This window comes from Acinetobacter sp. HY1485, assembly GCF_027568475.1.
GTDB lineage: Bacteria > Pseudomonadota > Gammaproteobacteria > Pseudomonadales > Moraxellaceae > Acinetobacter.
Genome location: NZ_JANKZG010000005.1, coordinates 151,705 through 168,367 on the forward strand (window position 1 = coordinate 151,705; position 16,663 = coordinate 168,367).

Annotated in this window: 18 protein-coding genes; 5 read left to right on the forward strand and 13 right to left on the reverse strand. The window is 37.0% G+C overall.

Going from position 1 to position 16,663, the window contains the following annotated elements:
- Window positions 1–12 precede the first annotated feature (12 nt).
- Complete coding sequence (locus PCI70_RS07505) at window positions 13–234, forward strand: DUF1653 domain-containing protein (RefSeq protein ID WP_269914708.1); 222 nt, start codon at window positions 13–15, stop codon at window positions 232–234.
- A 116-nt stretch (window positions 235–350) separates the two neighbouring features.
- Here the strand turns inward: PCI70_RS07505 and PCI70_RS07510 are convergent, their stop codons facing one another.
- Both PCI70_RS07510 and PCI70_RS07515 read right to left on the reverse strand, forming a co-directional pair.
- Window positions 351–1,133, reverse strand: a complete 783-nt coding sequence (locus PCI70_RS07510; protein WP_269914709.1) for a sulfite exporter TauE/SafE family protein — start codon at window positions 1,131–1,133, stop codon at window positions 351–353.
- Window positions 1,134–1,180: 47 nt separating this feature from the next.
- Window positions 1,181–2,764, reverse strand: a complete 1,584-nt coding sequence (locus PCI70_RS07515; RefSeq protein ID WP_269914710.1) for a hypothetical protein — start codon at window positions 2,762–2,764, stop codon at window positions 1,181–1,183.
- A 235-nt stretch (window positions 2,765–2,999) separates the two neighbouring features.
- Here PCI70_RS07515 and PCI70_RS07520 point away from each other — a divergent pair, with 235 nt between their 5' ends.
- A complete protein-coding gene (locus PCI70_RS07520) occupies window positions 3,000–4,004 on the forward strand; it encodes a hypothetical protein (RefSeq protein WP_269914711.1) in 1,005 nt (334 codons plus the stop codon).
- Window positions 4,005–4,037: 33 nt separating this feature from the next.
- On the opposite strand, the gene tsaD is transcribed toward PCI70_RS07520, so the two are convergent.
- Window positions 4,038–5,045 carry a tRNA (adenosine(37)-N6)-threonylcarbamoyltransferase complex transferase subunit TsaD gene (gene tsaD, locus PCI70_RS07525; RefSeq protein WP_269914712.1) on the reverse strand — a complete coding sequence of 336 codons (1,008 nt, stop codon included), beginning with the start codon at window positions 5,043–5,045 and terminating at the stop codon, window positions 4,038–4,040.
- 147 nt (window positions 5,046–5,192) lie between these two features.
- On the opposite strand from tsaD, the gene rpsU reads away from it, so the two are divergent.
- Together rpsU and PCI70_RS07535 are read left to right on the forward strand one after the other, a co-directional pair.
- A complete protein-coding gene (gene rpsU / locus PCI70_RS07530; protein WP_004652785.1) occupies window positions 5,193–5,408 on the forward strand; it encodes a 30S ribosomal protein S21 in 216 nt (71 codons plus the stop codon).
- A gap of 28 nt (window positions 5,409–5,436) precedes the next feature.
- The gene (locus tag PCI70_RS07535) at window positions 5,437–5,883 is read left to right on the forward strand and encodes a GatB/YqeY domain-containing protein (RefSeq protein ID WP_269914713.1); all 447 of its coding nucleotides are present in this window, start codon (window positions 5,437–5,439) and stop codon (window positions 5,881–5,883) included.
- Here the strand turns inward: PCI70_RS07535 and PCI70_RS07540 are convergent.
- The 9 genes from PCI70_RS07540 to PCI70_RS07580 form a co-directional block, all read right to left on the reverse strand.
- The gene (locus tag PCI70_RS07540; RefSeq protein WP_269914714.1) at window positions 5,880–6,824 is read right to left on the reverse strand and encodes a 2-hydroxyacid dehydrogenase; all 945 of its coding nucleotides are present in this window, start codon (window positions 6,822–6,824) and stop codon (window positions 5,880–5,882) included. The two genes, PCI70_RS07535 and PCI70_RS07540, sit on opposite strands and share 4 nt — an antisense overlap.
- A gap of 2 nt (window positions 6,825–6,826) precedes the next feature.
- The gene (locus PCI70_RS07545) at window positions 6,827–7,474 is read right to left on the reverse strand and encodes a hypothetical protein (RefSeq protein ID WP_269914715.1); all 648 of its coding nucleotides are present in this window, start codon (window positions 7,472–7,474) and stop codon (window positions 6,827–6,829) included.
- A gap of 50 nt (window positions 7,475–7,524) precedes the next feature.
- Entirely contained in the window at window positions 7,525–9,405 is a 1,881-nt protein-coding gene (locus PCI70_RS07550) for a peptidase M48 (RefSeq protein WP_269914837.1), read from the reverse strand.
- A 13-nt stretch (window positions 9,406–9,418) separates the two neighbouring features.
- Complete coding sequence (gene purF / locus PCI70_RS07555) at window positions 9,419–10,960, reverse strand: amidophosphoribosyltransferase (RefSeq protein WP_269914716.1); 1,542 nt, start codon at window positions 10,958–10,960, stop codon at window positions 9,419–9,421.
- A gap of 14 nt (window positions 10,961–10,974) precedes the next feature.
- The gene (locus PCI70_RS07560) at window positions 10,975–11,532 is read right to left on the reverse strand and encodes a CvpA family protein (RefSeq protein WP_269914717.1); all 558 of its coding nucleotides are present in this window, start codon (window positions 11,530–11,532) and stop codon (window positions 10,975–10,977) included.
- Window positions 11,532–12,536, reverse strand: coding sequence for a quinone-dependent dihydroorotate dehydrogenase (locus tag PCI70_RS07565; RefSeq protein WP_269914718.1), 1,005 nt, complete (start codon window positions 12,534–12,536; stop codon window positions 11,532–11,534). The genes PCI70_RS07560 and PCI70_RS07565 overlap by 1 nt, the downstream gene beginning before the upstream one ends.
- Before the next feature lie 111 nt (window positions 12,537–12,647).
- Window positions 12,648–13,109 (reverse strand): phosphoglycerate mutase family protein, encoded by a 462-nt coding sequence (locus tag PCI70_RS07570; RefSeq protein ID WP_269914719.1) that lies wholly within the window; start codon window positions 13,107–13,109, stop codon window positions 12,648–12,650.
- A gap of 18 nt (window positions 13,110–13,127) precedes the next feature.
- The gene (locus tag PCI70_RS07575; protein ID WP_269914838.1) at window positions 13,128–14,177 is read right to left on the reverse strand and encodes an NAD(P)H-dependent glycerol-3-phosphate dehydrogenase; all 1,050 of its coding nucleotides are present in this window, start codon (window positions 14,175–14,177) and stop codon (window positions 13,128–13,130) included.
- 28 nt (window positions 14,178–14,205) lie between these two features.
- Complete coding sequence (locus PCI70_RS07580; RefSeq protein ID WP_269914720.1) at window positions 14,206–14,784, reverse strand: nitroreductase family protein; 579 nt, start codon at window positions 14,782–14,784, stop codon at window positions 14,206–14,208.
- A gap of 173 nt (window positions 14,785–14,957) precedes the next feature.
- Between PCI70_RS07580 and PCI70_RS07585 the strand changes: the two genes are divergently transcribed.
- A complete protein-coding gene (locus tag PCI70_RS07585) occupies window positions 14,958–15,320 on the forward strand; it encodes a hypothetical protein (protein WP_269914721.1) in 363 nt (120 codons plus the stop codon).
- 21 nt (window positions 15,321–15,341) lie between these two features.
- On the opposite strand, the gene rhlB is transcribed toward PCI70_RS07585, so the two are convergent.
- Complete coding sequence (gene rhlB, locus PCI70_RS07590; protein ID WP_269914722.1) at window positions 15,342–16,493, reverse strand: ATP-dependent RNA helicase RhlB; 1,152 nt, start codon at window positions 16,491–16,493, stop codon at window positions 15,342–15,344.
- Between the last annotated feature and the right edge of the window lie 170 nt (window positions 16,494–16,663).

Genomic DNA, 16,663 nt, shown 5'->3' on the forward strand with positions numbered 1-16,663 from the left:
TAAGGTACATTTATGGCACTTACAAGCGGTATTTATCAGCATTACAAAGGGCAGCTTTACCAAGTTTTTTCGGTTGCAACACACAGCGAAACACAAGAGCAATTGGTCGTATATCAATGTCTATACGGCGATTATTCTATATGGGTGCGCCCACTCAGTATGTTTACCCAAGATGTTGTTTTAGAAGATAGTACTTGCGTACCTCGATTTAAATTCTTACATACAAGTCTCTAATTTTAGGTATAAAAAAACGCCCTAATGGGCGTTTGATTGAGAACTTTATTTTTGGTGTTCTCTATGGTGTCTATTATATAATTTTGTGTGATTTTCATTAGGCGGAAATATCCCCATCAAATAAAAAACATGCTTACGCCAATAACGTACAGTAAACCTGTAAATGCCCACTTTAATTGATGTTCAGGCAAATAATGGGCAAGTTTTGTTCCTAATAATGCCCCTGGAATAGTCGGAAGCACAAACAACCACAGGTATTTATAATTTAAAAAACCAACACTTCCTATCGCTAAATTTGTGGCACCTTTACCCAAATACATCATAAAACCCAATACAAATAATGAGTATAGCCAAACAACCACGGTGGTCGTACCAATAGCATTTTTTATTCCTAAGCCAACTGCTTCATAGTAAGGCACCATAAAAGAAGCTGATCCCGATAAACTTGAAATAAAGCCTAAACCTAAGCCACCACCGTAGCGAAACATGTTTGATGAGTGTGTTTTTTTAGCCAATTTGGCACGTAAAATAAGTGTAGAACGGAGTGCAAGGGCTAACGTAGAAACAGCAAAAATAGACTTTAGCCATGTATTACTGATCATTTGCATGACCCAACAACCCAAAATTGTGCCTAGTACAATAATTGGGGCAGACCATTTTACAGTTTGCCAATGAATATGCTGATAACGATGATGTTTTATAATGCTTAAAGCACCCGAAAGCATTAAAGAGGCAATCATTGTGGTAATACTGGTTTGCATTAAATGCGAGGCATGGGGATTTAAATACAACAAAAATAAATAAATGGTGGGTGTAAAAATAAGTCCTGCACCCCCACCAAAAAGCCCTGCTAAAACGCTCCCTAAAAAAGCAGCACAGATGACAATAAGTTCAATCATATATCCCTATGTTGATATTTACATATTGTCACCATCATAACGGAAATCTACTGATTAATAATATAACTTCCTAGATTTTGTGGCTCCGCAGATGTATCTTGTACCTGTGCAGGGTTGGCAAATACGGTATTACCGACACCGCCTAGATTTGGTGCAAAAATATGCCCACATACTTTGGCATAAAAACCATTTATACTACTGTTATTTGCTACAGGTGAGTCTAAATGCATGATTCCGTGATGTTCAGCCACGAAACCTTGTTTATTTCGGTTTGCAATGCATCCTCCACCATTAATAACACCACTATTTAGGGCATAAAAACCATTTTCTTGACAATCTTCTACATTTACAGCTGTTGCATCAATACGCGCCTGATAAGTTGCGATCACGCCATTGACGTTATTGCTACAGGTTGCGCCATTGGCACCGACAAATCCGCCATAAGTTGCGTAAATTCCTGCTTGTGAGTTGTTCGTTAAAGTCGTTTTATATATACCCAACGTATTACATTCAACTGTACCACCCCATGCAAGTACACCATACATATTGCCGCTTGCACTTACACCATGCGACCATGTTGTTCCATTGCTTAATGCATAATGTCCTGCTTTTAAATTATTATCAGATTTAGAATATTCATTAATCAAAAAGCCACCCGATTCTGAACAAAAGCCAAACCCTAAGCCTTCTTCATTATGTGCTGTATCATAAACTTCTGCACCATTTGCTTGTATTTGTGAAGCATAGGCATGAATTCCAACATCACCTGCATTAGTTACTTTAAACCCACCACCATATCCACCCTCTTGAGGTGTATAATCTGCATCAATTTTAGCATGATACATTGCACGTAAACCGTAATACATTTGATCTACCCACATTTGCGAGCCAAAATGTAAAATCCCACCATTGACAGCACGGCCACCTGCCCCAAAGCACTGATCATTCCATTCACCTTTAGAAATCCAACCCTTTGTACCTACCACCTTAAAGCCATTAATAAATCCAAAAGAATGACTATCACTAATAAAAAAACAATCTTGATTATTACTATTATCTACCTCAAGGATACATTTCGTACAATCTGCTTCGTTACCAATCAATTTTATTTTTGTACCATCAATATGATTTAAATTAATAGTAGTATTTTGCTGATAAGTGCCATCGGCTACATCTATTAAAACTTCGCCTGTCCCCAAAATACGTTTATTTTCAAGCCAGCTTAAACAATCCACAATATTTGAAAAATCTGCTGGTACATTAAGGCGAACGGTTACATTTTCGATATTGCCAAATGAATATAGATTACCGTAGTAACTCAGCAGTGCATTTCCTTTCGTTTGTTTAGCATAACTAAGTAAAAAGTTAGATTGTATTAAATAGGTACCTGACTGAAAATTACGAAAACCTTGTTTGAGTGCTACTTCTACATATTTCTCATCATTAACGATTCCATCACCAGTTGCTCCAAACAAACGCAAATCTAATGGATAATTTTCAATAATTTGTTTTTGTTGTATATCTAAAGGTAAGATTGTAAAGTTTTCAGCACTCTCAATAGAATTAATTCCAACGGTGATATAGCTGAATAAATTTTCTAGAAACTGCTCATTTTGTGTCATTTGTTTCATTTTTTAAAACTCATTTTTAATTAGAAAATCTAAATTATCACAAGATTTACGTTTATTTTTTATTCAATGTTGTGTGGAATGTCTTACATTTTTGGTTAAAAAACTTAAATATTACATTTTTATAAATAAATCTAACAAAAATAATGCGTTGATGTAGATACAATGGAGAAACCAAATAAATATAACTTGGCTAAATAAATTAATAACTTTTCGATTTAGCCAATATGGAGTAACTATGAATACAATTGATACGAGTTTTAAAAAACGAATTTCGTGGGCAAGCATTTTTGCAGGTGTGTTAACAACGCTTGCTATTTCGTTTTTACTGTCGTTATTAGGCATGGCGCTAGGCTTCTCAATGTTAGATCCTATGTCAAATACTGATATTACCAATGGTTCAGGTACTGCCGTAAGTATTTGGGCAGGACTTTCTTTACTGGTAAGTTTAGGGTTAGGTGGATATATTGCAGGACGCCTAGCGGGTTTAGATGGTGCTATTCATGGATTTTTAACATGGGCGCTTTCACTTATTATTGGTCTGTTTATTAGTGTGTCTACCTTAAGTGGTGCACTGAGCATGACAGGTAGTGCGCTTGGTTCTATTGGTTCTGCAACAGGCAGTTTAGCCTCTAGTGTTGGTAAAGGTAGTGCGGATTTAGTTAAAAGCATTGACTTTGATAGTATTATACCAAACACAGACAATCTTGCAGATTCAACCAATAAAAATGTGATTGATGCACTGAAAAAAAGTAATATTCCACAATTACAACCTAACTATTTAAATTCGCAACTCGATTGGGCAAAACAGCAAACACAACAAGCTGTCAAAGATATCGCAATGGATCCACAACAGGGTGACCAAATTATTGATCAACTTGTGAAAAAACTAAAGGATCGTGCTCAAACAATCAATAACTCAATTGGACGCGATGAAATTAAAACAGCCATTGTTAAAAACAGTAATTTATCAAATGCAGAAGCAGACCGCGCTGTAGATAATTTTATTAAGGAACGTGATCAAGCAGTTGCTAAAGCAAATCAATTCTTTGAACAAGCTCAAATGAATATTGATCAAGCAAAAGTACGCTATCAAGAATTAAAAGCCGAAGCACGCCAAAAAGCTGCCATTGCAACTCAAGCTGCTGCTAAAGCTGCACTTTGGTCATTTATTGGTTTATTAATTGGTATGGTTATTAGTATTTTCTGTGGTCGTATTGGTTCAAAATCACTTAAAAAATAATATAAAAAAAGCCTGCTTTAAAGCAGGCTTTTTTTATGGTTGTTCAAGTTCTGTCATTGGCCAACGAGGTGTTGTTGTGACTGCCAACCCATCACATGCGCCATTTTTTAAACGTTGATAACCAGCAAAAGCAATCATTGCCCCATTATCTGTACACAGTGCAGGTTCTGCGTAATACACACTTGCTTTAATTTTTGATAAATCGTTTTCCAACTTTTCACGTAATCGCACATTAGCACTTACACCACCTGCAATGACAAGACGTTTTAAACCGGTTTGTTTGAGTGCTTTAACTGATTTTTTGGCAAGTGTTTCTACAATTGCTTCTTGAAAAGACGCTGCAATATCTGCTTCTCGTCCCTCGCCTTGTACCTTTTTAAGTTGAACAGAAACTGCTGTTTTAAGTCCACTAAATGAAAATACTAAATCTTTATGTAACATTGGGCGTGGGAACTCAAATGCTTGTGCATCACCATTTAATGCAAGTTTTGCAATATTCGGGCCACCTGGATATGGTAAATCCATCATTTTAGCAACCTTATCAAATGCTTCACCTGCAGCATCATCAATAGATTCACCTAAAATTTCGTATTTTCCAATATCATATGCTGCCATCAGTTGCGTATGCCCACCCGAAACCAATAAAGCAACAAATGGAAATTGTGGCGGTGTATCAGATAACAATGGCGCAAGCATATGTCCTTCCATATGATGTACACCAATAGCAGGTTTATTGAGTGCAAATGCTAAGGCACGCCCAAACAATGCACCTGTCATTAATGCTCCCATTAATCCTGGGCCACGTGTATATGCAATTGCATCAATCTGTTTTTTTGTGATACCACTTTGTGACAAAAGTTCTTCTAATAAAGGAATAAGTTTTCGCACATGATCGCGTGATGCCAATTCAGGTACGACACCACCATATTCAGCATGTAATTGTATTTGACTATATAGAACTTGTCCAAGTAGCCCTTTTTCGCTGTCGTACAACGCTAAGCCCGTTTCATCACAGGACGTTTCTAAGCCTAAAACAATCATTTAAATGCCTATTTTCAATGTTCAATTTACAGCAAATGCTATTATAGACTTGTGATATGAGAAGTAAATGCGTAAAATAGCGCACTTCACTTGTTACCTAAAGCATTTCGTTTTAGGTATTATCCATTAAATATTTGAGGATTCTTCATGCCACAAGTTAAATTGAAAGAAGGCGAACCAGTAGACGTAGCTATCCGTCGTTTTAAACGTTCTTGCGAAAAAGCAGGTGTTTTAGCAGATGTTCGTAAGCGCGAATTCTACGAAAAACCAACTCAAGAGCGTAAGCGTAAAAAAGCTGCTGCAGTTAAACGCTACCAAAAGAAATTAACTCGCGAATCTGTACGTACTACTCGCCTTTACTAATTAATTTGTGATTGAAGCTTAAAAGACTATGAATAATTTAAAAAATCAAATTACTGATACATTAAAAACTGCAATGCGTGCTAAAGATATGGCAACGCTTACGGTTCTTCGTAGTCTACAAGCGGCAATTAAGCAAATTGAAGTCGATGATCGCATTGAGCTTGATGATAATCAGGTTCTTGCGGTTGTTGAAAAGCAAGTCAAACAACGTAAAGAATCTGTCAAAGCTTTCACAGCTGCTGACCGAGAAGATTTAGCTAGTAAAGAGCAAGCCGAAATTGAAGTACTCTCTCAATTTCTACCAGAAGCTATGACTGAGGAAGAACTTGACTCTCTCATTGAGCAAACTATCAGTGCTCAAGGTGCAACTAGCATGAAAGATATGGGTAAGGTGATGAATTCTCTACGTCCGATCATAGCCGGGCGTGCCGATCCTTCTCTTGCTTCTGCCAAAATTAAAGCAAAACTCGGCTAAACCTCATTACGGCAAGGCAAATCATTTAAAATTTTTTCTAAATTTTGATAAGCCAATAACGCCATTTTATTGCGTGTATTTTGAGTTGCAGAACCAATATGTGGTAATGTCACAACATTATCAAGCTCAAATAATTCAGAGCAACTTAATGGTTCTTCTTCGTATACATCCAAACCAGCTGCAAAAATTTCTTTATTTTTAAGTACTTCATATAATGCATGCTGATCTACCACAGACCCGCGTGCCGTATTAATCAAAATAGCATGTTTTTGCATTTTACTTAGTTCGTGTTTACCAATAAGTGCCTTAGATGCAGCATTTAAGCTCACAGCAACAACAATAAAATCTGATGTTTTTAAAAGCTGATCTAAACTACAATATTCAGCATTTAATGGTTCTGCCAATTCAGGTTTTGGACTTCTATTGTGGTACACAATATTCATATTAAAACCATAAAAACCACGGCGAGCAATAGCACTGCCAATATTTCCCAAACCAATAATCCCGAGTGTTTTTCCAAAAACATCTTGTCCAAAATAGTCTGGCTCTACTGCTTTTTTCCACTGCCCTGTTTTTGTCCACTGATCCAATTCAGGAATTCTTCTTGCTGTACTCATCAATAAGCCAAATGCCAAGTCCGCCGTTGTCTCTGTAAGAACATGAGGTGTATGAGTTAAGCGGATTTTTCTTTCACGCAAATAATTAATAGCGTAGTTATCATAACCTGCACTAATGGTTGAAATACCTTTTAGTTGTTTTGCAGATTTTAAATTCTGCTCATTCAATACAACGCTTGCACCAATCAATGCATCTGCATTTTCTATTTCTTGTAAAAACTTTTCTTTATCTTTTTGCGCGTGTGCAACAACGGTATGATATGTCTTTTGTAATTTTGCTAAAATTTCAGGGGCGATAGAACTAAATACAACAACTTTTTTCATTTTTACTCCTGTAGGCGTTTCATATGCTCCCATAATTTTGCTTTAAGCTGAGGTTGTTTAATCATCTGTTGAAGTGATGGTAGTTCTGTTACATTCAAATGAACAAAATCAATTTTACCTAGCGTTATAAGTGTTTTTTTAGGTGCGTGTACCGCCATAAAACCTTCTATGTAGTATTTTAAGTTCTCATATTCTTGAAAATTGTGTAAGAGGCACGGCCACTGAAGTTGTACAGTATGTGTAAACACAGTATTTTGAATTGCAGACAATAACTGCTCTTCTTGTAGATCTTGGTTAGAACTTTCAACCAATACAACCATATTGGGCGAGATATAAGCCTGTAACTTAAATGCAAAATTACTTACAGGTTCTACAGGTTCTACAGGTTCTACAGGTTCTACAGGTTCTACAGGTTCTACAGGTTCTACAGGTTCTACAGGTTCTACAGGTTCTACAGGTTCTACAGGTTCTACAGGTTCTACAGGTTCTACAGGTTCTATTAAAACATCATTTTGTATAGATACAACCTGATCGCGCCAAACTTGATGCGTTGAACACGGACGTACAATAGCACTACGAGCTGTCCATACATCGACCCCCATCTGTGCTAATATATTTCGTTGATGTTCAAACATGCTGTTCTGCGTCATATAATCAATCACGTATTTTAACACTGCTTACGTGCTTGTCAGTAGAAAAGCTAGGCAATTACAACATTATTTCTCTTTTGTATTTGTGCTACTGTTTCTTTACTTTCAAAACCTAAACGCCAATATAATAATTCTAATACATCTAATTCGTCTTGTGTGATTACATGGTCTGTCCATAAACACTGCTCTGCAATGCCTAACACTTTAAGTCGATCGCGTAATAAAAGCCCTGACAAATGATGTAAAATACAACTCAAATCAATAGGTTCATCTGATAATTTTAAATATTTCCCCCAATCCTGTGCAGGTACCAATTCTTGAATAACTTTTTGGCGCATTTTTAATTGTGTTGCACTATTAAATTGTTGCACATGTAATAATGCGTCAATTAAGCGGATTGTATCGGGTAATGCCTCATCGTAAGCATTAGGCATATGTGGTGGTAATAAATTAAGTTTTGCCCGTACATATTCTAATAATAAATGATCGAGTAAGCCTATTTCTCCATCTGCCTGAATAATACATGCAATCCGTGTTAAAAACTGTCGTGCTGTACTAACAGGCATATACGATAAACGATGGCATGCATCATAAAAAATTTGAATATATAAACGTTCGTCTATTGTGAGTAACGTATCAATAATTGCATGGCTGACCAAAGCATCTTTGGGAATAAATTCGCGATACTGCCGTATCATAAAGATTGCAATCAAAACTTCTTTTGCACCTGTGCTTGTCTGTAAAGCACGATTTAAAAGTTCTGGGCGTTGCATATTCTGACGAATTTCAGCACTTAAAGGCTTAATTTCATCTTTTGAAGTTGTACCAATAGGCGATAAACGTAATAAAGGTAATGGCTTAGGTGGGATCCAAATTGGTTTAACCTCTAGTGAAGTTTCCGAAAAAGGACGAAATAAACTAAAAAAAGGTTGCGTTTTAAGGCGCTTAAGATTTTCTAGTTGTAATTCTTTTAACGCACTTGGACTTAATGAGTAGATACGGCGTTCTATACTCGGATGAATATTCAACCAACTTTGTGGACTAAGGGAATTGGCAAAACACATATGTGCAATTGATTCAGAATACGCACTATGAATTTGCGACCCTGCATGATGCACATAAATTCTTAACAACGTTTGTAGGTTAGTATCGTTTGCAATCAATTCATGAGTACGATAATCGTTTTTAAGCGTACGACCCGATAACGTCATAAATTTAATTAAACGAGAGATAAGCAATCCTAAACTACCCATCAACCAAATAAAGCCACCTGTAGCAACCAATACAGTTTCTAATTTATAGGGCTTACGCTGTCCATATGGACGAAACCCATAACGCGCGATACGGCTTCCAATTTGATTAAATGCAGTCAGTGCGCTAAACAAAATCTTTAAACGGATATTTTGTTGCATTTCACCTGTCAAAATTTGATTAAATGCATAGCTCAATAAACCATAAAGTTCAAGTTCATCTAAATTCTGTAAAGCACCCCATGTCAAAATAATAACCGTATCTTGAGGATGATGCCCTGCAGTTAATGCATTTACACCAACTTCATGCGGTAATACATATACCGTTGGAACATCAATATTAAAGCGACAAGCTAATTTTTTTGTTAGCTCTAATGCTGCAACTTCTTCAGGAGCACATTCATCATATTTTAAGTAACGCGCCCCCATTTGTTTTGCAAGTGAATGACCACCTTTACGAAATACATATAAGTCGTAAATCACAGAGCTCAACATAATAGTAGAAACAAAGCCCAAAAAAATTGGGCTATAGTCATTCCATCCTACATTTTGCGACGGTTTTAAATAGTGTACGACCAACCCAAACGAAAAATTGAGTACCACTAAAGTCAATGCAACTGCAAATAAACAAATAATCGTTGCTATCAATAAATTTCGTTGATGATGTTGCGCCGTAAACACAATTTCTGCTCGTCTAGTCTTCACGTACACCTGTTAAATCAACAGAAGCAGCATCAATATTGGTATCCACATAACCATCTTTTTGCTTCTTCGCTAAATCACTGCGATGTTTTTGCAAGCTATCTAAATATTCATCATTGATGTCACCTGTGACATACACACCATCAAATACAGAACAATCAAATTCTTTAACTGCAGGTACTTTTGGTATACGAATGGCATCTTTTAAATCTTCCAAATCTTGGAAAATTAAGCGATCAGCACCAATGATTTTTTGTATCTCATTAAGCTCACGTTCAGAAGCAATCAATTCAGATTTTGCAGGCATATCAATCCCGTACACATTTGGATATTTCACCATAGGTGCAGCTGATGCAAAAAATACTTTCTTTGCACCTGCATCACGTGCCATTTGAATAATCTCATTACACGTTGTACCACGTACAATTGAATCATCTACCAACAGTACGTTTTTACCTTTGAACTCAAGCTCTACAGGGTTTAACTTTTGACGTACTGATTTTTCGCGTTGTTGTTGCCCTGGCATAATGAATGTTCGTCCAATATAACGATTTTTCATAAAGCCTTCACGGAATTTAATTCCAAGCGTATTGGCAAGCTCAAGCGCAGATGTACGGCTTGTATCAGGAATTGGAATCACCACATCAATATCGTGCTCTTCACCCCATTCTTTTAAAATACGATTTGCAAGTTTCTCACCCATACGTAAACGTGCTTTATAGACAGAAATACCATCTAACACCGCATCAGGACGAGCAAAATAAACATATTCAAAAATACATGGATGATATTGTGGATGGGTTGCACATTGCTTTGTGAATAACTCGCCTTGTGCATCAATATAAATTGCTTCGCCTGGTTCAATATCACGTTCTACTTTAAAGCCTAACGCTGTAATTGCTACTGACTCAGATGCCACAATATATTCAGTCTTACCGTTTTGGGCTGGACGAGAACCATAAATTAAAGGACGGATACCATGCGGATCGCGAAATGCAACCAAGCCTTGACCTGTGATCATGGCAATCACACCATAAGCACCACGACAACGCTGATGAACACGGTGAACAGAATAAAAAATATCTTCTGGTGTTGGATGGAGTGTTCTAAGTTTTTCTAGCTCGTGTGCAAATACATTTAACAAAACCTCTGAATCAGAGTCTGTATTCATGTGTCTTAAATCTGTTTCAAACAAATCTTGGCGAATTTCATCAGCATTGGTTAAATTACCATTATGCGCTAATGTCACACCATACGGCGAGTTTACATAAAAAGGTTGTGCCTCTGCACTACTTGATGAGCCTGCTGTTGGGTAACGAACGTGTCCAACGCCATAATTTCCTTTCAATGCGCGCATATGGCGAGTATGGAATACATCACGTACTAACCCATTGTCTTTACGTAAAAACAAACGATTATTATCGCATGTCACAATTCCTGCGGCATCCTGCCCTCGATGTTGTAGCATCGTTAAAGCATCAAACAACAACTGATTTACTGGCGCTTGCCCAGCAATCCCAACAACTCCACACATAGTAACCTCGCGGACTAATGAAAAGGGTTTTCCGTAACATGTGCTGATGACTCAGCGGCGCGTGAAATTCGTTCACGCTTTTCACTTTGATGAAAATGTTGTAACGCTTCATTTGCAATTTTTTTAGATGCACTCATCACCAACGGTGCATACGGCATTAGCACAACCACCATTTTAGATTCTTTCCAAAATGATGCTTTGTATGCCCATGGAGCAATACTTTGTAATGCAATTAAAATAACAAACAAGCTTTTGAGTATACCAAATACCCCACCTAAAACGTGGTCTAGCATACCCAATTTAAGTTGAGTTAAAAGAGAATTAAAACGATGTGCAACCCACCATGTAAAGCCTAAAATACTAAAACATGAAAGTAAAAATGCACATACTTTTTGAATATAAAGATCTTGGCTGATGAAGCTCATCCATGGTGCAAGGGCATCATTATACTGAACAGAAATCACCAAAGCGATGATCCAACCAACGAGATTAAAAAATGCTTTTGAAAAACCTTGGCGTACACCTTTGACGACGCCAAGCGTTAAAACCACACCAATAATCAGATCTAACATTAGGTCATAGCTTCAACACAGTCATTTACAAGTTTAGGACCTGTATAAATTAAACCACTATAAATTTGCACTAAATTTGCCCCTGCTTGCTGTTTTGCCATCGCCTGTTCGCCTGACAAAATACCACCAACACCAATCAATGGAACTTTATGTTTTAACACAGCTGCAAAACTACGTAAACACTTGGTACTTTTATCAAATACAGGTGCACCTGATAATCCGCCCATTTCATCACCAAAAGGAAGATTTTCTACGCCATCTCTTGCCAATGTTGTATTGGTTACAATCAAGCCATCAATTTTAAATTTAAGCAATTGCTTAGAAATAAACGAAATATCGTCTGCTGTTAAATCAGGTGCAACTTTAAGCACTAATGGCACATAATGTTGATAGTGCACTGCAAGCTCAGCTTGTTTTTCTTTTAATGCTTCTAAAAGTGTTGGTAACGCGTCACCACTTTGCAAACTTCTTAAATTTTTAGTATTAGGCGATGAAATATTGACTGTTACATAAGAAGCATAGTGATAAACTTTCTCTAAACAGATCAAATAATCATCTACAGCCTGCTCAATAGGTGTATCTGCATTTTTACCAATATTAATGCCAAGAACACCTTTAAATTTAGCTGCTTTTACATTTTCAACTAATTGATCCACACCATCATTATTAAACCCCATACGGTTAATAATGGCTTGCGCTTCAGGAATTCTAAATAAACGTGGTTGAGGGTTGCCCTCTTGTGGGCGCGGTGTCACTGTTCCAATTTCAATGAACCCAAAACCTAACGATGCCAAAGCATCAATGTATTCTCCATTTTTATCTAACCCTGCTGCCAATCCCACAGAATTTGGAAACTCAATCCCCATACACGTTACAGGCTTGTGTATAAAAGGCTGACTTGCTAAACCAAAACTGTGTGCTGTTTTAAGCCAAGATAATGTAAGTTCATGGGCACGCTCTGGTGCTAAACGAAATAACAAAGGACGAGCGAGTGAATACATCATAGATCAAATCTGTTATTTTTAAATCAGTTTATTATAGGATAAAATAGACGCAAAAATCTATGTTTAATTTTTTGCGCTATTAAAATTAAATCTTTAAAAACCTTATAGTTTTTAAATTTTTGGGATAAATGTTTTTTGTAAAGTTGAAAGCCCATTGGCAATCACATTTTGTTGATAAATTCGAGCTTCAGCAAGTGAAAAACCATTAAAACCCGATAATGTAAGTTCATGTTCAATATGTGCGACTACATTCATATGACAAACAACTACAATATTCTCGTAAGGCAGTTGCGATAACCATTCTACCGCAACGTCTGCTTCATCATCCGGCTTAATTTTATTACAAACCAATGTAGGAACATCGGGGAAAAAGCGTTGAATATGAACCAAGGTCTCTTGTGCGCGTAATAATGGACTCACAATAAACACATCAGGCGTTAAATTTTCGGCGATAAAATGTGCCGTTTGCTCTGCTTGTTGATGTCCTTGTGACGTCAATGGACGTTTTTCATCTGTGCCATATTTTTGTGCAGGTAAACTCGCTTCGCCATGGCGCACAAGAGTTAAGTACATAATCGTTCCTTTTTATTTTTAGGCATCTTCGTGTGGTAGAACAAACTCTACATCACTACGATAACCATTCTTCATGAGTGATAATGCAATATTTAGTGGAGGTGCTTGCTCAAAAATAACATCATATAATGCATTTGTAATTGGCATATAAACACCCAAATCAAGCGCACGTTGACGCACTTGTAAAATAGTATTAATCCCTTCTGCTGTTTGCCCTAATTCTTGCGTAGCTTGCTCTAAAGTTTTTCCTTCACCAAGCGCATACCCTACGCGGTAATTACGGCTTAATGGACTTGTACAAGTTGCAAATAAATCCCCTACACCCGATAACCCTAAAAATGTGAGTGGATTTGCACCCAGTGTTACTGCAAAACGGCTCATCTCTGCAAGCGCACGGGTTAAAATCATACTTCTGGTATTTTCGCCAATATGATGTGCAGCTGCCATACCCATTGCTACAGCGTAAATATTTTTTAACGCACCACCAAGCTCTACACCATGTACATCATCACTAGAAAAAATTCTGAACAAGGCACTGTGTAATGCTTTTTGTACGGCAAAGCGAACTAATTCAGAATGACTTGCAATAACACTTCCTGCGGGCATACCTGCTATAATTTCTTTGGCAAGATTAGGACCAGACAATACACCATAAGCGACTTCAGGTAATTCCTCACGAATAATTTCACTCATGAGTTTAAACGTCTTAGCTTCAATCCCTTTTGTTAAAGAAACAACTGCTTGACCCGAAATGAACGGTTTAACCTGTTGTAATACACCTCTAAATGCTTGGCTTGGAATCGTGACTAAAATTAAATCACAATGTTTCACCGAAGCCTCTAAATCTGACGATATTTTTAAGCGCTCATCCAACTTAAAATCAGGCAAATAACGTTCATTAATATGTGTTTGGTTCATTTGAACAGCAGTATCATGATCGCGTATCCATAATACAGTATTACAACCATTACGAGCAGCTGTATGTGCTATGGCAGTACCAAAACTGCCACCACCTAATACAGTGATACGTAACTTAGGCTCATCCGTTTCGCACTGATGCTGTTCCATAAAAGCAGCTAATTGATTTTCTAACATGTTATTGATCACTTTCTTGCCAATAAGACACATGATCAGCGACAGAAATTTCAGCACGTTTTGGAATTTCACGCGCAGCTGTACCAATATAAATAATGCCCGAAATTAAGTCCCGCTCTTGTAAACCTAACGCACATTTGAGCGTACTTGACTCAACCACTGCACCTGTACGCCAAATGGTCGAAAAGCCTTGTGCTTGTACTGACAATAAGAAGTTTTGTACCGCAGCACCTGTACTCAAGATTTGTTCGTAATGGGGTACTTTAGGATGGTCTTGTAATTCTGTAAGCGCAAGTACCAACAAAGGTGCACGTAATGGCTGGCTACGCGCACGTTCAATTTGCACAGGATCAATATCAAAATCATTCATTGACTGTGAAAGTAATTCACCAAAATAAACGCGCTTTTCTTCAGGTACAATCACAAAACGGGTTGGTTTTAAACGGTGATGATCTGGCGCTGTGAGTGCAGCCTCAAATGCTAAATTTAACTGTTGTGTAGTTGGTGCAGGATCAACCAATTGTCCAACAGATTGACGTTGATGCATATTTTCGTGAATTAGCTCAATAGATGAAATCATTCAGTTTTTCTTTTAAAAATAAATTCGAGATTATCATAAAATAAATTTAGAAATGCAGTACAGAAAAGAAAAAAAACAGTCTATTGATTTTGTGTTCATAAATCCTGCAATTTTATACAGATTGTTACGATGTCTATCGTTACAATAACTTAATCTTTTGTGGAATAACTAAAATGAAAAAATACTTTATTCTTTTGAGTTTAGCATTTGTTGGATGTGCAACAACAAGCCCAAACGCCACAGTTGCCTTACGCAAAGTAGATAATCAATATGAAATTTCAGGGTTAGGGAAAACCGAAGTACTTGCTAAGAATAACGCAGCACTTGCAGCAAATAAAACGTGTGGACGTAGTACAACAATTATCACTCAAGAAAACACACAATATAACGGCGTACTTAAAGGTGTTGTTACAGACCAAACAGGTAAATTGGTACAATCAGCCGCCGATATTATTAATTCTGTTACAGGTAAAAAAAATAATATACAGCGCGATGACGACTATCAAACCACGCTGAACTTTTACTGTAAGTCATAAAAAAGCCCCTTAGGGCTTTTCTTAACAATAACCATCCAAACGCGTCAATGGTAGTTTTTCACCAATGGCTTTTTCAATTTCGGGTAAATAAAATGCATCATCTTCAGACAAAAAGCTAATACTTACGCCGCGCGCACCTGCACGTCCCGTACGCCCAATACGGTGTACGTAATCTTCAGATTGCTCAGGTAACGTATAGTTAATCACGTGCGATACACCGTCCACATGAATACCACGCCCTGCCACATCGGTTGCAATCATAATATTATGATTACCATGTTTAAACTGCTCAAGCATTTTTAAACGCTTATCTTGCGCAATTTCGCCCGATAACATCACAACTTGATAATTATCTTTTTTAAGCTGATCATAAATCTTACGTACTTGATCACGGCGATTGGCAAAAATCATTACCTTTTCAATTGGATCTTTGTCTAAAATTTCTTTCAACAGCTTAAATTTATCCTGTTTTGCAACTAAATACATACGTTGCTCTACATCAGCATTGGTTTTCTTTTCAGGTTCAATTTCAATGGTCACAGGTTCAAATAACCACTGACGTGCCAAATTAAGCACATCATAATTAAATGTTGCCGAAAACATTAAAGTTTGACGCTGTTCTTTGCGCGGCGAAAAACGTACAATGCGTTTAACGGCGGGAATAAAGCCCATATCTAGCAAACGATCAGCTTCATCAATTACTAAAAATTCGATCTGATCCAACCAAATTTCTTTTTGTTCACTAAAATCAATTAAACGACCTGGCGTTGCAACCATGATATCAATAAAATTTTGATCTAACTCTTTGCGTTGTTTATCAAAATCTACCCCACCTAATAATGTCATCAAATTTAGATTAGTAAATTTTGTCAGTTCTTTAGCATCTTGAGCAATTTGAAGTGCCAATTCTCGCGTTGGTGCCAAAATTAAAGCACGTGGCTCCCCACGATAACGCTGTTCTTTAATTGGATTTAATAATAAATCATTAATTACACTAATTAAAAATGCTGCTGTTTTCCCTGTGCCAGTTTGTGCACGTCCAATAGCGTCGTGCCCTGCAAGGGTAAATTTTAAAACCTTCTCTTGAATGGGCGTCATAGATTTAAAACCAAGCGCATCAATGGCTTGCTTTAATTGAGGATGCAATTTTAAGGTTTCAAAACCAGATGACATATATAAACTAATCCCTAGGTTAGGTTTAAAGTGGCAGTATTATAAACAAAAAATACCAAACCGTAAGCTATTTTCTAACCGTGTCTACATTTAAAAATGATTTGGTGATTTGGTGATTTGGTGATTTGATGATTTGATGATTTGATGATTTGATGATTTGATGATTTGAT

Bases quoted from the DNA above. Each gene is read 5' to 3' on its own strand.
- PCI70_RS07505 (WP_269914708.1), top strand. From the start codon at position 13: ATGGCACTTACAAGCGGTATTTATCAGCATTACAAAGGGCAGCTTTAC.
- PCI70_RS07510 (WP_269914709.1), bottom strand. From the start codon at position 1,133: ATGATTGAACTTATTGTCATCTGTGCTGCTTTTTTAGGGAGCGTTTTA.
- PCI70_RS07515 (WP_269914710.1), bottom strand. From the start codon at position 2,764: ATGAAACAAATGACACAAAATGAGCAGTTTCTAGAAAATTTATTCAGC.
- PCI70_RS07520 (WP_269914711.1), top strand. From the start codon at position 3,000: ATGAATACAATTGATACGAGTTTTAAAAAACGAATTTCGTGGGCAAGC.
- tsaD (WP_269914712.1), bottom strand. From the start codon at position 5,045: ATGATTGTTTTAGGCTTAGAAACGTCCTGTGATGAAACGGGCTTAGCG.
- rpsU (WP_004652785.1), top strand. From the start codon at position 5,193: ATGCCACAAGTTAAATTGAAAGAAGGCGAACCAGTAGACGTAGCTATC.
- PCI70_RS07535 (WP_269914713.1), top strand. From the start codon at position 5,437: ATGAATAATTTAAAAAATCAAATTACTGATACATTAAAAACTGCAATG.
- PCI70_RS07540 (WP_269914714.1), bottom strand. From the start codon at position 6,824: ATGAAAAAAGTTGTTGTATTTAGTTCTATCGCCCCTGAAATTTTAGCA.
- PCI70_RS07545 (WP_269914715.1), bottom strand. From the start codon at position 7,474: ATGACGCAGAACAGCATGTTTGAACATCAACGAAATATATTAGCACAG.
- purF (WP_269914716.1), bottom strand. From the start codon at position 10,960: ATGTGTGGAGTTGTTGGGATTGCTGGGCAAGCGCCAGTAAATCAGTTG.
- PCI70_RS07560 (WP_269914717.1), bottom strand. From the start codon at position 11,532: ATGTTAGATCTGATTATTGGTGTGGTTTTAACGCTTGGCGTCGTCAAA.
- PCI70_RS07565 (WP_269914718.1), bottom strand. From the start codon at position 12,536: ATGATGTATTCACTCGCTCGTCCTTTGTTATTTCGTTTAGCACCAGAG.
- PCI70_RS07570 (WP_269914719.1), bottom strand. From the start codon at position 13,109: ATGTACTTAACTCTTGTGCGCCATGGCGAAGCGAGTTTACCTGCACAA.
- PCI70_RS07575 (WP_269914838.1), bottom strand. From the start codon at position 14,177: ATGGAACAGCATCAGTGCGAAACGGATGAGCCTAAGTTACGTATCACT.
- PCI70_RS07580 (WP_269914720.1), bottom strand. From the start codon at position 14,784: ATGATTTCATCTATTGAGCTAATTCACGAAAATATGCATCAACGTCAA.
- PCI70_RS07585 (WP_269914721.1), top strand. From the start codon at position 14,958: ATGAAAAAATACTTTATTCTTTTGAGTTTAGCATTTGTTGGATGTGCA.
- rhlB (WP_269914722.1), bottom strand. From the start codon at position 16,493: ATGTCATCTGGTTTTGAAACCTTAAAATTGCATCCTCAATTAAAGCAA.